This window comes from Paenibacillus sp. OK060, assembly GCF_900101205.1.
Classification (GTDB): Bacteria; Bacillota; Bacilli; order Paenibacillales; family Paenibacillaceae; genus Paenibacillus; species Paenibacillus marchantiae.
The window spans coordinates 83,710-99,003 of sequence record NZ_FNFR01000012.1 but is presented as its reverse complement, the minus strand read 5'-3'; the positions used below and the strand labels follow the sequence as shown (position 1 = coordinate 99,003).

General features: G+C 42.6%; 13 protein-coding genes and 1 other RNA gene. 11 read left to right on the top strand and 3 right to left on the bottom strand.

The genetic code is table 11. The annotated features are described in order from the left end of the window. Positions 1-63 precede the first annotated feature (63 nt). From smpB to BLS14_RS32845, 4 genes are all read left to right on the top strand, one after another. A complete protein-coding gene (smpB, locus tag BLS14_RS29625) occupies positions 64-546 on the top strand; it encodes an SsrA-binding protein SmpB (protein WP_024629496.1) in 483 nt (160 codons plus the stop codon). 615 nt (positions 547-1,161) lie between these two features. Continuing rightward, positions 1,162-1,526, top strand: a transfer-messenger RNA (tmRNA) gene (ssrA, locus tag BLS14_RS29620). Positions 1,527-1,816: 290 nt separating this feature from the next. Beyond that, positions 1,817-2,194 carry a hypothetical protein gene (locus BLS14_RS29615; protein WP_244552246.1) on the top strand — a complete coding sequence of 126 codons (378 nt, stop codon included), beginning with the start codon at positions 1,817-1,819 and terminating at the stop codon, positions 2,192-2,194. Positions 2,195-2,365: 171 nt separating this feature from the next. Continuing rightward, a complete protein-coding gene (locus tag BLS14_RS32845; protein ID WP_072735765.1) occupies positions 2,366-2,566 on the top strand; it encodes a hypothetical protein in 201 nt (66 codons plus the stop codon). A gap of 292 nt (positions 2,567-2,858) precedes the next feature. On the opposite strand, the gene BLS14_RS29605 is transcribed toward BLS14_RS32845, so the two are convergent. Together BLS14_RS29605 and BLS14_RS29600 are read right to left on the bottom strand one after the other, a co-directional pair. Then, a complete protein-coding gene (locus BLS14_RS29605; RefSeq protein ID WP_072735766.1) occupies positions 2,859-3,788 on the bottom strand; it encodes a nucleoside hydrolase in 930 nt (309 codons plus the stop codon). Between the two features lie 23 nt (positions 3,789-3,811). Continuing rightward, positions 3,812-4,993, bottom strand: a complete 1,182-nt coding sequence (locus tag BLS14_RS29600; RefSeq protein WP_064641207.1) for a NupC/NupG family nucleoside CNT transporter — start codon at positions 4,991-4,993, stop codon at positions 3,812-3,814. Between the two features lie 327 nt (positions 4,994-5,320). Here BLS14_RS29600 and BLS14_RS29595 point away from each other — a divergent pair, with 327 nt between their 5' ends. Then, positions 5,321-6,415, top strand: coding sequence for a carbohydrate kinase (locus BLS14_RS29595; protein WP_072735768.1), 1,095 nt, complete (start codon positions 5,321-5,323; stop codon positions 6,413-6,415). A gap of 326 nt (positions 6,416-6,741) precedes the next feature. Here BLS14_RS29595 and BLS14_RS29585 read toward each other — a convergent pair whose 3' ends face one another. Then, a complete protein-coding gene (locus BLS14_RS29585; RefSeq protein WP_090955385.1) occupies positions 6,742-7,464 on the bottom strand; it encodes a hypothetical protein in 723 nt (240 codons plus the stop codon). Positions 7,465-7,663: 199 nt separating this feature from the next. Here BLS14_RS29585 and BLS14_RS29580 point away from each other — a divergent pair, with 199 nt between their 5' ends. The 6 genes from BLS14_RS29580 (at position 7,664) to BLS14_RS29555 (ending at position 15,250) form a co-directional block, all read left to right on the top strand. Continuing rightward, entirely contained in the window at positions 7,664-8,917 is a 1,254-nt protein-coding gene (locus tag BLS14_RS29580; RefSeq protein ID WP_090955383.1) for a mechanosensitive ion channel family protein, read from the top strand. Between the two features lie 226 nt (positions 8,918-9,143). Then, positions 9,144-10,394: a macrolide family glycosyltransferase gene (locus tag BLS14_RS29575; protein ID WP_090955381.1), complete on the top strand. Its 1,251-nt coding sequence runs from the start codon at positions 9,144-9,146 to the stop codon at positions 10,392-10,394. Positions 10,395-10,561: 167 nt separating this feature from the next. Then, positions 10,562-11,416 (top strand): aldo/keto reductase, encoded by an 855-nt coding sequence (locus BLS14_RS29570; RefSeq protein ID WP_090955379.1) that lies wholly within the window; start codon positions 10,562-10,564, stop codon positions 11,414-11,416. A 106-nt stretch (positions 11,417-11,522) separates the two neighbouring features. Further along, on the top strand, positions 11,523-13,328 hold the full coding sequence (locus BLS14_RS29565; RefSeq protein WP_090955377.1) for an extracellular solute-binding protein: 1,806 nt from the start codon (positions 11,523-11,525) through the stop codon (positions 13,326-13,328). 80 nt (positions 13,329-13,408) lie between these two features. After that, positions 13,409-14,335 (top strand): ABC transporter permease, encoded by a 927-nt coding sequence (locus BLS14_RS29560; RefSeq protein WP_090955376.1) that lies wholly within the window; start codon positions 13,409-13,411, stop codon positions 14,333-14,335. A 36-nt stretch (positions 14,336-14,371) separates the two neighbouring features. Next, the gene (locus tag BLS14_RS29555; protein ID WP_176854843.1) at positions 14,372-15,250 is read left to right on the top strand and encodes a carbohydrate ABC transporter permease; all 879 of its coding nucleotides are present in this window, start codon (positions 14,372-14,374) and stop codon (positions 15,248-15,250) included. The last annotated feature ends 44 nt before the right edge of the window (positions 15,251-15,294 follow it).

Sequence of the window (15,294 nt, the reverse complement as noted above, 5' to 3'; positions counted from 1 at the left end):
AATGTATGGTGCGCTGCTGTAGAGCATAGGTACCGGCTTATTTTACGGAGAAGGAGTGAGGACATGGGCAAGAATGATGGACAGAGTAAAGTGCTTGCACAGAATAAAAAGGCTTCCCATGACTACTTCATTGAAGATACGTATGAAGCGGGCATGGTGCTTACCGGAACGGAGATTAAATCTCTTCGTAACGGCCGTGCGAATATTGGAGATGCATTTGCCACGATTCGGAACGGTGAGATTCATATTCACAATATGCATATTAGTCCTTTTGAACAAGGGAACCGTCATAATCCAATTGATCCAACACGTACACGCAAACTGCTGATGCATAAAGTGCAGATTCACAAGCTGCTTGGGCTGTCGAAGCAGGATGGATACAGCATTGTACCGCTGAAGATCTATATTCGTAACGGGTATGCGAAGCTATTGCTCGGACTGGGTAAAGGTAAGAAGCAGTATGATAAACGGGAGTCTGCTGCAAAACGCGATGCACAACGTGATATTCAACGGGTACTGCGCGAGAAGCAGAAAGTTGCTCGTTGATTGGGTTGCTATGTGTTGAATGACGCATGGTAAGTTAGTTAGTGATAAGCAGGTTATGCTAGAAATTAGGATCTCAGGTTTTACCCGTAGTTGGGTAGAGCTTGGGATTTTTGTTTTGATTAGAGGTCCCAGTTACGGTGGTCTGTCAGATTTTTGTGCCAGGTCTGATAGGAGATACAACACTTTGCCATGTAACCTGTCTATTAAGATGTTAGGTTAGTAAAAGTTAAAACTGTATGGTTTATTGGCAAGGTTGATGGAGTAAGTTTGCAGATGGCTGCGTAGTTTGTTCGGATCGTGGGTAAGATAGTTAAGTGGAACTGTTTGTGAATCGTTGGCATTCGGTACTCAACTTTACTTCCCTTGAGGGACGCGGTATAATATGTAGACGCTTGAGCATCATATGTGTGTTGGTTAAACTTGCACAGTTGCTCAGTCTGCTGGAACGTCTTCCAGCACTCTGTACTATATCGGTGATTGTTCCTGTGTTATGATGTTCTTGTAGCAGACAGGAATGCCGAGTTTGAAAGAAGCATCTTTTTACCTTGGAGGAAAAAGATGTGCAGCACCTTTGCTCCGTATTCACGGATTAATCCTGGAGCCCTTCTTATATGAGGGGGCGTTTATGGATTCGACGGGGATAGTTCGAGCATGGGTAGCGGGTAGTGGGGACGCGTCCGCTTCATCAACGCTAAAGCCTATTAAACGGCAAACAACAAACAAACTACGCTTTCGCAGCCTAAGAAACTGTGTGCGTGCTTCTAACCTGCATCGCCCATGTGACAGGATTAGGGGCTAACAAGTAGTGGGATACGCTGTCACATCTCCGCCTGGGGTGTGCTGAAGAAGACAATCAGGCTGACCCAACGTATAGCCGGTTACAGGGCGATACTCGGGTGACATCAAAACTGTGACTACACCCGTAGAAGCTTATGTGTCGTTATCTTCGGACAGGGGTTCGACTCCCCTCGCCTCCATTAGAGTCAAGTCAAAAGCCATCAACCAGTGTTCTGGTTGGTGGTTTTTCTGTTTATGATATAATAAGCATAAATTTAAATTGGTTTTTTTAAATAAATTTATAGTACATACCTACGCAAAGAGATGGATGATAAAGTCATATCAATCGGGTTAATTCTGATGGGATTCTATAAGAAGTTAATTTTATTGAAGGGAATGTTAAATAAGTGAAAAAAAAGTTTTAGTCATTACTGGCACCATTATATTGTTTATATCACTTATTATTGGAGTATCTATTGCTTGGAAAAGTAATATGGATTTAAAATTTGAAGAGGAAAATGAAATTACTGAAATCAGTCCTAATACATCTAAGGAAACACAAACACTAACTTGGGATTTGATGGGTGATCAAGTAGACCCTGTGAAAGATTATTTTGTTTCAATAGGGTATCCACACATTAAACTTAATGTAAAAAATACAGGAGTACACTCTTTTAGAGTAGAGGTAAAGCACAACATTAAGAATACAGTTATTTTTGATGAGAACGTTACAGCAGGAGCAACAGTAGAATTAGTAAATAATGATCATATGCCGCTCGTTCCTTCAGGTGCCTATACAGTAACTATTTATGGTGGATTAGGATTACCCAAAGGACAAGTTCTTCTTACACAATCAAAGGAACCACTCTAAAAGATTGTGATCCTGTATTTTTAACATACAGATTAATATGTGGATATCCTATCTGTATTGTCCAATCACCATTAGGGTCAGCAGTAGTGTTTTTTAATAAATCCAATTCGAAGTTTTTATTTTGGATTGCATAAGGAGTAAATACATTATCCTCAGTCCCTACCTCAGATAATGCATTTTCATTTGCTGTTTGATGGCATTAGCTTTAAAAGTTCTGTATCTAATGGATATAACCTTGTATTGTTTGATGCTAATGTTTGTAAATATACAAGTGAAGAATCAGATGTTTTGTTATGTGAAGAGGTGAAGTACAGTATTCGCGGAATTAATGAGGATGTGGTATTTGACGAACAAGATTTTGAGGAGTATTAATTGTATTACGGGGCGATACTCGGGTGACATCAAAACTGTGACTACACCCGTAGAAGCTTATGTGTGTCGTTATCTTCGGACAGGGGTTCGACTCCCCTCGCCTCCATTAGAGTAAGTAAAAACCATCAACCAGTTGTTCTGGTTGGTGGTTTTTCAGTTTTTAATATAATAACCTTAACAATAATAAAAACGGAGGTGGTCAAGACGTTTGGAGATCGAAAACAGCTCCAGGAAATTTTAAAAAAAGTAAATCAACATGCACGAAGCAAACCAAAGGTGCTATCACTAGATTCTAGTATTTTTTAAGTGCGTCAATCATTAGTTTCCAAAAACCGTCTACATCAAGTTCTAAACCAAACTTAGCATTAACTTTTCTACCAGTAACCCCGTGCAGATCAACTAGGGTTGTTCCCGCGGTATACTCACCTTTCGTTTCCACGACAATATTCACATCTTTAGTCTTGAACAATTCTGGTGCCACACAATAGGCCACAGTTAAGACATCGTGTACCGGTGCCCCATCAAAATCGAACATTTCTTTATAGGTCGATGCAAAAAATACTAGTAGTTCGCCCACTATTTTAGCGACATGGTTATCGATTTTATTTACTTCGTCGATGACTTCTTTGGTCGCCAAGGCTTGATGTGTAATATCCAGTCCCATTACTACGGTTGGAATACCGCTATCAAAAACTTTTTTTGCGGCTTCTGGATCAGCCCAAATATTAAACTCAGCAGTTGGTGTCCAGTTGCCGATAGTTCCGCCGCCCATGAGTACAATTTCATCAATATTGCTTTTTATTTCCGGTGCTTTTGTTAATGCTAACGCAATATTGGTTAACGGTCCTGTTGGAAGAAGGGTAACTGGCTCTGTCGACTCTTTTACAAGTCTAATAATGGTATCAACGCCATGTTCTTCGCTCCAGCTGCGGGAAGGTTCAGGAAACTTAGGACCATCCAAGCCTGACTCCCCATGAATGCCAGGAGCATTTTCACGTAATCGGACCAAAGGCTCACTGGCACCTTTTGAAACCACAACATCATTTAACGAAATCAAATCACAAATTTGTAAAGCATTTTGAGTCGTTTTTTCAATTTCTGCATTTCCGGAAACTGTTGTAATCGCTAGAATTTCCAATTCCGGTTGTGCAGCAGCTAAAATAATCGCAATGGCGTCATCATGTCCTGGATCACAATCCATAATCACTTTTCTTGTTGTCATTATATTTCACCTCTACATTTTATTTACATGACAAGTCCCATCATTGTGCCTGAAATAACAGATGCTAATGTTGAACCTAACAGCAATTTAAGAGCAAACTTCGCAACATGGTCTCCTTGCTTGTCGCTGATCGATTTGATTGATCCGGAGATGATGCCTAGCGTTCCGAAATTTGCGAAACTAACTAAATAAACAGATATAATAGCGACCGTTTTCGAGGAGAATTGGTTCGACATATCACCAAAGCTCAACATAGCAACAAATTCATTCGTAATCAGTTTGGTAGCCATAATTCCGCCTGCTTGTACAGCTTCTGTCCACGGAACTCCCATTAAGAAGGCGATTGGCGCAAAAATATAACCAATTACCGTAACGAATGAAACGTGTAATGCGCTTTGGAAAATCACATTGACCAGCTCCATCAGGGAGATAAATCCGAGCAGCATGGCACCAACAATAATGGCGATTTTAAAACCATCGATTACGCTTTCCCCAACCATTCGGAAGAATGGTAGCCGTTCTTTTTCCTCAATTTCAACTAAGTCCTCATCCTCATCCAGATCATATGGATTAATTATATTGGCAACGATAAGAGCGCTGAAAATATTCAATACAACAGCCGTTACAACAAACTTGGGCTCCAGCATATTGGCGTATGCTCCAACCATCGCCATGCTTATTGCACTCATTGCAGATGTACAAATCGTATATAATCTTTCTTTGGACAGATGAGGGATTTGTTTGAGAATGGTTAAAAATACTTCCGGTTGTCCAAGTGCAGATGTAGATATGGCAAAATAACTTTCAAGTCTGCCCATTCCCGTTATTTTGCTTAGAAACAGACCTAAATATTTAATGAGGAAAGGCAATACTTTGATATAATTCAGAATTCCAATTAATACAGACATGAATACAAGAGGCATTAACACGCCAAGGAAAAACGGGACTTGACCTTCATTCGCCAAGCCGCCAAATACAAACTGTATTCCCGCATTGGCAATCCCCATTAGCTTTTCAAACAACAAGCCCACTTTTGTAATCGCAATGATCCCTATACTCGTGTTCATCATAGAGTAAACCAAAAGGATCTGTATGACCAACATGATCAGAACACGGTTGTATTTTATTTTTTTGCGATTGTTGCTTACTGCAAAACCAATAATAAAAACAAGAAGAAGGCCAGTTAGTAAGAAAACAAAATTCATGTATATCTCCTCCATGTTAATGCCAATGTCTCATGCAAGATTGACTTGTCTGTCCACAAGATAATTAACAGCCAATGTACACCTCCTAATAGTTATAAACAAGTGTTTATATATAAAACATATGTTTAGTATACGCTTTCATATTATTGTGTCAATACACAAAATTAAATCATGATGCTAGAGATCCATAACAATCCATAACAAATGGCTAAATTTCGCATGGCACGACTGCATGAATTCATTTGAAGGTAATTTTAGTTGTATAATGAATACGACAGACAAACACGCGGTTGTATTGAGGAATATAAGAAGAAATGAGGTTACTTCGTGGATAAAGAAAAACAAATTTTAGACTATATAAAAATGAATCCTTATATATCTCAACAAGAGTTATCCGCTAAGGTTGGTTTATCCCGTCCGACGGTTGCCAATTATATTGCCAGCTTGACCAGACGCGGTGAAATCAAGGGACGGGCTTATATTTTACGGGAAGACTCGTCGGTTGTTTGTATTGGAGGGGCCAACATAGACAAGAAAGCGCGATCCAATCAGATGATCAGTTATTCTTCATCCAATCCGGTAAAAATCAATGAATCCTGCGGCGGCGCAGCACGCAACGTTGCTGAAAATTTAAGCCGGCTCAATTGTAATACTTCCATTATGACTTGTGTTGGAGACGATAAAGAAGGCGACTGGATCCTAAATGAAATAAAGAGCCAAGGTGTTGATGTTAGTCAAGTTTGGGTGTTGCCAACTGAGCGGACTGGGATTTTCATCACTCTTCTGGATCCAACCGGTGAGAGCGTGGTCTCGATGGATGATATGCAAATATATGAAAAAATGACGACGTCCATGTTTGAGGAGAAGTGGTCCTACATCGTTTCCTCGCAAGCCGTTTTTATGGATACGAATATTCCTAAGGAATGTATCAGCTATATCATTAAACGTTGTGCCGATGAACATATTCCTTTGTACATAGATCCTACATCTGCAGCCAAGGCGCAAAAACTTCCATTTCGTCTCGACGGAGTAGAACTGTTGCTCCCCAACCGAGTTGAAGCAGAGGTGCTTGCCGACATGAGAATTGACTCAATTGAGGATTGCCAGATCGCGTGTGAAAAAATTAGAGAACGTGGCGTTAAACAAGTAATGATTACGCTTGGCGATCAGGGGGCGTATTATTCTTCCTCGGAGGAATCTGGACATTTACCTGCTATCCAGACGGATATTGTGGATACCACAGGGGTTGGTGACGCGTTTTCTTCTTGTGCCATATATGGAATCATGAACAATGAATCGCTTCATAGCGCGTGCCAGCTGGGACTTGCCGGTGCTGTTCTTACCCTTCAAACGGAAGAATCGATTTGCACATCTTTAAAACCTGAAAAAATACATGAAGTCGTACAGGTATATTCACGATAACATTTACTTGTTCGCTACATTAAATGCGCGATGTCTATGGCGAGTCAAATAGGACCATGCTTTTAACCATAACTATGTAGGCGATCCCCATGCCTCCACCAAACTTTGAAAAAAGCGACCGTATTAGGTCGCTTTTTTGCTTTTCCGTAATCTGTCGGGGATGGTGAAATCGTGTGGTTGAGGCAACATCAAATAAACTGGCATCTATAAGGTCAAAAAAGGGCGCATCCAAAGTGACCTCTTGCACAGGTATGAGGTGAACGAGTGCGGCAGTGCAATCTACGCAACGATTACATCGTCAATAACAGTGAATCTTTTAATTCATATTAATTATTGAAAAGTGGCTCCGTGCGAAGCAAATAGTTACCCCTTACCTCTGCGGCCCAATAAGCAAATACTTCTCTCCATTGGACACTGTTAAAGAAATCGTCTACGGATTGGTTGTCGGAATCCCAGTCAACAAATATGTTGAGAGGTGTGATTCCTCCGGCCCAAATTCCATTACTGACGTCCGTTCCTTTCTCCCTCACTAATAAGATTGGAATGCCGAATTGAAAGGCCATGGCAGGCTCAATTTGAGAAAAGGTCGATCCTTCCCAGAACGGAGTGGTCGTTGGTGGCTCCCCTACATTGGATTCAAGAATTTGAACAAAAAATCTGCGGAAGTTGATTGCGAGCAATCCATAGCTTGAAAAAACCAGGCGCCGTATATTCGTTAGAATGTTTTCCGGGTATTGTTCACTAACGGGTAATGTGCGGGGAAAGAGCAATGCATCTTCGATTTCCCTAATCAGACGGTTCAAAAATTGCTCTTGCGGGCCATTTACCGTGTTGGTTGTACTCAAAAATATAGGAATACGAAAAGCACGGTCTACACATGCATCGATAGCGGATGTTGTGTCCTTTTCATTATGAATGGCCTTATTTGGATTTGAGGAAGAGGTTCTTAAATTACCGCGTACGGGTGGAAGCTCCGTTACCATGCTTACGGGGGAAAGCTTTTTCATGGCAATAGGCTGAGTCTTAGCTTTATTTTTTGGATTACTCAAGGTTCACATCTCCAATGCAAGAGTCTGGTTTATATTTAGCCCAGTCTATGCACATTAGCCCATTTATGTGACGTGATACTCATGAGAGGAGCTTACCCTTTACCCCATCAACCGATTACTGTATTATTTTGAAATTTTACTTCGTACTAGAATGTAATTTATAATAATAAGTTAATATAAACCGCGTCAGGAGGATACAATGGACTTTATCAAAAATCAACTAGACGGAACTGGCATGAGTGAACAAACCATTGGATATCTTTCGAATTTGATCATGGTGGTATTTATAGCTGTGGTCTCAATACTGGCCAATTTTATAGCCAAAAAAATCGTACTGAAGATTATTATCCAAATCATCAACAACAATCGGTACACGTGGGATAAAATCATTGTGGAGAAAAAAGTGTTCCACAACCTCTCGCATCTGGTACCGGCTATTATCATTTATTATTCTGCGTATGTCTTCCCGTCCTATCAAGCTTTGATTGAAAAAGCAGCTTTAACTTATATGATCGTCATAACCATCACGGTATTAAATGCGCTGCTTAATGCCTTTGATACCATATATCGTTCCTATGAAGTCTCCAAGATCAGACCCATTAAGGGATACATTCAGGTAGCCAAGATTATTCTTTTCATCATTGGAGGCATTATCGTCATCTCGAGCCTCATTGGTCAGAATCCGTTGATTATTCTCAGTGGACTCGGCGCTTTATCTGCTGTTCTGATGCTCGTCTTCAAGGATTCCATATTGGGACTGGTGGCAGGCGTGCAATTATCATCGAATGACATGGTGCGTGTTGGTGACTGGATTGAAATGCCCAAATATAATGCCGACGGCGACGTCATCGATATTACATTAAACACGGTAAAGGTTATGAATTTCGATAAAACGATCACCATGATTCCGAGCTACGCGCTCATCTCGGATTCTTTCAAAAATTGGAGAGGCATGCAGGTATCCGGTGGCAGAAGGATTAAACGAAGCGTCTATATCGATACAAGCAGCATAAGCTTCTGCACCAAGGAAATGATTGGGGAATTTCAGAAGATCCACTATCTTACGGACTATCTCGAGACAAAATTAAATGAAATTAACGAATACAATATGGAACATCAAATTAATACGGAAAGTATTGTGAATGGTAGACAGCTTACGAATGTGGGTGTATTCAGAGAATATATCCATCAATATCTGAGGAATCATCCGAAAATTCATAAGGACATGACGTTGATTGTGAGACAGTTAGCACCGGGAGATAACGGACTACCACTTGAAATCTATGCATTCAGCAATGATATTACCTGGGGTGTGTATGAATCGGTTCAAGCGGATATTTTTGACCACATCTTCGCCGTTGCGCCGACCTTTGGCCTTCGTGCTTTCCAAAATCCAACAGGACATGATATCGTGCAACTAAAAGAAAGCCCCCAATATTCGAGAGGATATTGAGATCTGTTATTTACCTGATCCAAAATGAATATGAACAGAGAGAGCACCGTAAAGGTGCTTTTTTTGTTCAAAAAGTGACATATACACTATTTACAAAATTGGAAATAATTAATAGTATATTCATATGGGCATGATTTCCACATTTTATTTTACACGTATCGTATCTTGAAGCTAGAAATAAAATGTCCCGCTTTGACGATTGGAAAATTTAATGGAGGTGAATTTCGTGGCACGTGTATTAGTTGTAATGATGCCTGCAGAAGGGCATATCAATCCGACGCTCGGAATAATCAAGGAACTGATAGAGAACGGAGATGAAGTCGTCTACTGTTGTACGGAAAAATATCGGACGAAGATTGAAGCGTTAGGCGCACAATTTAAAGCATACTCCTTCAACGAGGCAAGCCTGCTCAACAACCCAGATATGAAGCCATTTGAAATCAAGCACCCTTACCAATTTTTATATATGGTTTTGAAAAAAATTATTCAGCGGTTTATTCCGGATGTTCTGAATCTGATCGAAAATGAAACCTACGATTATTTGATTTTTGACTCCATAATAGGCTGGGGAGGGCAAATTTTAGGCGAAAAGCTGGGTATTCCAGCGGTATGCTCAACCACCACTTTTGTTTTTGTGGAGCCTCTCGGATCAGGTAATCAAAATCAACTGAAGGATGACGATGAGGAGGTTAAGGAGCTATATAACAGCATCATCGAGATGTCCCAGCAATTAGCTTCTCAGTTCAATGTAGCTGTTCCTTCTCTAGCGGAACTTTCAGGGCATCCAGGACAACTGAAGATTGTTTATACAAGCCGTTATTTTCAACCCATGGGGGACAAGCTGGACGATAGCTTTGTATTCACTGGCCCATCTATTACACCCCGCAAGGATGCGCCATCCTTTGCCAAGGAATCTCTGCATGCCCTTTATAAACAGGCAGTTTATATTTCGATGGGAACCATTTTGAATAAGAATCTTGATTTTTATAAGCTGTGCTTTACAGCTTTCCGTGATTTGCCTGTACAGTTTATACTGTCTTCAGGGAAGGATACCGATTTGGAGCCGATTGCTGATCTCATTCCTGACAACTTCATCATCAGACCCTATCTTCCTCAACTGGAAGTTTTGCAGGGTGTAGATGCTTTTCTGACACATGCAGGCATGAACAGTGCAAGTGAAGCTTTGTATTATAATGTACCGTTGGTCATGCTTCCGTTAACCTCGGATCAGCCACGTGTAGCAGGTCGGGTGCAGGAGCTCGGAGCAGGTGTCATCGTGGATAAAAATAACCTTACACCCGACGTACTGAGAACCGCGGTACTAGAAGTGCTCGGTAATGCCTCCTACAAGGAACATGCTGAGGTTATTGGGAAAACGTTACGCGATGCTGGTGGGTACAAGCAGGCTGCTAGCGCCATTCAGAACTTTATGGGCAAGCGGTCGTTATCGGCCACGCCCATCTCTTCGCTTGAATAAAGAGGCGACTTGACTCTATTAAAATTAGACGAGAAAGCCACCACCCTGTTAACGGGGTGGTGGCTTATATTTGATTCATCCGCGTATGGAGGGGTAGAATAAACGGAGAGGGCATATCACCTTTTCCATATCGTTTTAATATATCTTTCGCAAAGGAGAGTTTACAGATGAATCATACAATTCCGGAATATACGTTGAATGATGGCTTAAAAGTACCTGCCATTGGCTTTGGTACCTATAGCTTAAAAGGAGAAAAAGGCGTTAAATCCATAGCGTCCGCGATGGATGCAGGTTACCGACTAATTGATACAGCGTATAACTATGAGAACGAGGCGACTGTTGGGAAGGCCATTAAACAGAGCTCCGTTTCCCGAGAAGACTTGCTCATTTCATCTAAACTGCCAGGGCGTTACCATGCTTTTGAAAAGGCGATTGTAGCCATCCAAGAATCTCTATACAGAGCAGATCTTGATTATTATGATCTGTATCTGATTCACTGGCCAAATCCCAAGCAGGATATGTATGTGGAAGCGTGGCAAGCACTCATTGAGGCGAAGAAACGCGGATATATCCGTTCCATCGGAGTTAGCAATTTCCTTCCGGAACACAATGAACGCCTGATTAAGGAGACCGGAGTAGCGCCAAGTCTGAATCAAATTGAGCTGCATCCCTTCTTTGACCAAGCGGATCAGCGGGAGAAGGATTCGCAGCATGGCATTGTTAACGAATCGTGGAGTCCGATTGGTCGTGGCAATGATGCTGTACAAGATATCGTAAAAGATGAGCAGATCCTTCGTATTGCCGAGGCTCATGGCAAAACGGGTACGCAGGTTATTTTGCGCTGGCATACCCAGCTTGGTTCAATTCCTATCCCTAAAGCAGGCTCGCTTCAACACCAGCAAGAGAATATCAATATTTTCGATTTCGAGCTGAGCGAGAAGGAAATGGAAGTCATTTCTTCTTACAATCGTAAAGATGGACGGTTGTGGAATCAGGACCCGAGTGAATACGAAGAATTTTAAATGCTTATTATAAAAAGTTCGGTTCACCTTACGGTGAGTTGAATGGTTATAAAATAAATATAGCCTCCTAACCTACAGAGATGTAGACTAGGAGGCTTTTTGATGTATGTTTTTACAAACGTTCATCACTTATTTACTCACCGTTCAATCTGGATATATGATCTTGATCTCTTGCATTCATGTGCAAATCCTGCGCTGCGCATGGAAATATCAAATTTTGGATATGTCGGCAAGAATGGAGGATAGCCAATATAGCGGGCAAACGGTAACTTTATGGAGAGAGATGACAGGGCTGCTTATCCACGATACAAATTCAATGGGGGGACGTGAAGTGATGAAAAGGTCATGGAGAAAACGACTGACAATTGGAATTTGCCTAATGATGAGCATTGCTGCTCTTGGGGGCTGTTCAGGAGACAACGGAAGTGCAGGTGAAGCAGGAGGAGATGGACCTACCCCCATTTCAATCTGGATGTCGATGAATACCAATGCTTCCATCACACTCAAAAGCATGAATGAAATCACGGCTATTAAGGAATGGGAGAAGAAAACCAATACCAAAATCGAATTCCAGCATCCCGCTGTGGGTGCCGAGACTGAACAGTTCAATGTCATGATTGCCTCGAATCAGCTGCCTGATGCCATGTTTGTCAATGGAGATTACGCCAAGCTATTCAATGATGGTATCATCATTCGACTTAACGATCTCATTGATGAATACGCTCCCAATTTGAAAAAGATCCTGGACGAGAATCCCGAGGTTGCCAAACAGTTAAAAGCCGACAACGGAGATATCTATGCGATACCGCATCTGCGGCTGGGGGAATACAAAACCTTCGGCGGTACGTTCATCCGTCAGGATTGGTTGGATGAGCTGAAGCTGGAGAAACCGGAAACGATTGAGGAATGGGAGACGGTACTCAAGGCCTTCAAGGAGAAAAAAGGTGTAGCAGCGCCCCTGTTGTTTGGTGCACCACCCAAAATGAGCACGATGGGACCAGCCGCACCGACATATCTGGAGGCTTACGGCATCACTAATAATACGTTTATGAAAGATGGCAAGGTGGTCTATGGACCAATCGAGCCGGGATATAAGGAATTTCTAACGATGTTCCATCGCTGGTATCAGGAGGGATTGATTGATTCCGATTTTGCTACCAATGATCAGAAAACATACGACGCCAAAATTTTGAGCAGTCAAGCTGGTGCGTTTTTCACCTTCATCGGTGGAGGTGTAGGCCGCTACCTGCCCGCTCTGCAGGAAACCGATCCGAACGCCAACCTGACAGCCACTCAATATCCAGTGCTGAATAAGGGTGATGAACCACTGTTTACCGGACGTTCCTGGGAGTGGAGCAGTAGCGGCGTTGTGCTCACCAATAGCAACAAACATCCGGAGGAAACGGTCAAAGCACTCGATTATTTCTTCAGTGAAGAAGGACATATGCTGAAAAATTTCGGTATGGAGGGCCTCACCTATACGATGAAGGACGGTTACCCGACCTATACTGATGAGATTTTGAAAAATCCAGACGGTCTGTCGGTTGCTCAGGCCATGGCCAAACATTTTATTGCGAACTATCCCTTCGTGGGGGAGGATGACGATCGGTACAACGAGCAATATTATCAGCTCCAACAGCAGAAGGATGCGGCGGTTCTGTTCTCCAAATACAGCGAGAATACACTGAAGGTGGGCCTTCCTCCAACCAGTCTGACAACAGAAGAATCTACGGAGTACAGCAAGATCATGAGTGATATTGGAACCTACCGGGACGAGATGTTCGTCAAATTTGTCATTGGGGTTGAGCCGATTGAGAACTTTGACAAGTTTGTGGATCAGATCAACAAGTTTAACGTGAAACGGGCTATTGAAATTCAGCAAGCTGCCCTGGACCGTTATAAAGCCAGATAAGGAAGAGATGTCCACGGTGGTGTAGCCGTTTTACGACTTTGCTGCCGTGGATGCCCTCTTTGGAATGAAAAAGGAAGGGGATGAAGGAGTTGTCGCACAAGTTTTCCTTGTTATGGCTCAATTACAAAAAGAATAAAGCCATCTATTGGATGGCTCTCCCCGTCGTTTTATATTTTCTCGTCTTCAAATACCTGCCGATGTACGGAGCCATCATTGCGTTCAAAGACTACTCGGTGGGCAAAGGCATATGGGGCAGTGATTGGGTCGGATTGCAGCATTTTCGTGATTTCTTTCAGAGCTATTATTTCTGGCGAATTCTGAAGAATACTCTTTTGCTAAGCTTTTATCAGCTGTTGTTCGGTTTTCCGGCTCCCATTCTTCTTGCTCTTCTGCTTAACGAGCTCAGACATGAAATCTTCAAACGTACGGTGCAGACGATCTCGTATATTCCTCACTTTATTTCCATTGTTGTCATCTGTGGCATGATTGTTGATTTCTCATCTCGTGATGGACTGTTTAACACCATCATTGGCTATTTTGGCGGTCAGAGCAGCGCGCTTCTCAGCGATCCGGCCAATTTCCGTACCATTTATACCGCCTCATCGATCTGGCAGGAGCTCGGCTTCTCCAGCATCATTTATTTGGCTGCGCTTAGCGGCATTAACCCCGAGCTCTACGATGCTGCCAACGTGGACGGAGCGAGTCGGCTTCGCCAGGTGTGGCATATCACGCTTCCCGGCATCATTCCGATGATTATGATTCTCCTCATACTCCGCATTGGAGGATTGATGGAGATTGGGTTCGAGAAAATTATTCTGCTCTATAATCCGAATGTGTATGATACAGCAGATGTAATCTCGACGTTTGTCTACCGCAAAGGGATTAGTGAAAGTGCTGAATTCAGCTATACAACCGCGGTGGGTCTCTTCCAGTCGGTCATTAACTTTGCGCTGCTAATCGGTGCCAATCGCCTGTCCAAGGCGATATCCAATACCAAGCTGTTCTAGCCAAGAACGAGGTGAAGGGAGGGAGTTTCTTTGCGAATGAAAAGGTCCATGGGAGAGCGTCTGTTTGGCGGTGCCAACGCGATTCTGATGACAGGGCTAATTATCGTAACCTTGTATCCACTGCTGCATGTGCTAAATGCATCGCTTAGCGACTCAGGTCAACTCATGGCCCATAGAGGCCTGCTGCTTTTCCCCAAAGGGATTACGATGGAGAGCTACAAGCTGGTACTGAGCAACCCCAACATCCTATCCGGATACAGGAATACGATATTCATTGTGTTGGTGGGCACGGCGCTTAATCTGCTGTTTACTATTCTGGGGGCGTACACATTGTCCCGCAAAAGCTTTATGCTCCGCAATCCGATTATGTTGGCGATTGTATTTACGATGTTTTTTAACGGCGGAATCATACCATCTTATCTGTTGATCAATAACACGCTTCATATGGGCAACAGCCTCTGGGCTCTGATTGTACCCGGTCTGATCAGCAGCTATAATCTGATTATTATGCGAACTTCCTTTGCGGAAATCTCGGAAAGTTTACTAGAGTCGGCCCGTATAGACGGGGCAGGAGAGATGCTCATTCTGTGGCGGATCGTCGTACCATTGTCTATGCCCGTTATTGCGGTGATGATTCTCTTTTACGGCGTCGGTCACTGGAATTCATGGTTCAGTGCGATCCTGTATATTCGGGACCGTAACCTGTTTCCACTTCAACTGGTGCTGCGAGAAATTCTGATTCAGAACAGTACAGACTCGATGACGACAGGAGCGACCGCTATGGACAAAGAGGCCATCGGGGAAAGTGTAAAATACGCAACCGTTATGGTAGCCACCCTTCCTATATTATTCATCTATCCGTTTCTGCAGAAATACTTTGTTAAAGGTGTTATGATCGGAGCAATCAAAGAATAGAGTTGCCTTATCATGCCATACCAAATAACAAACGGTGAGGAGGA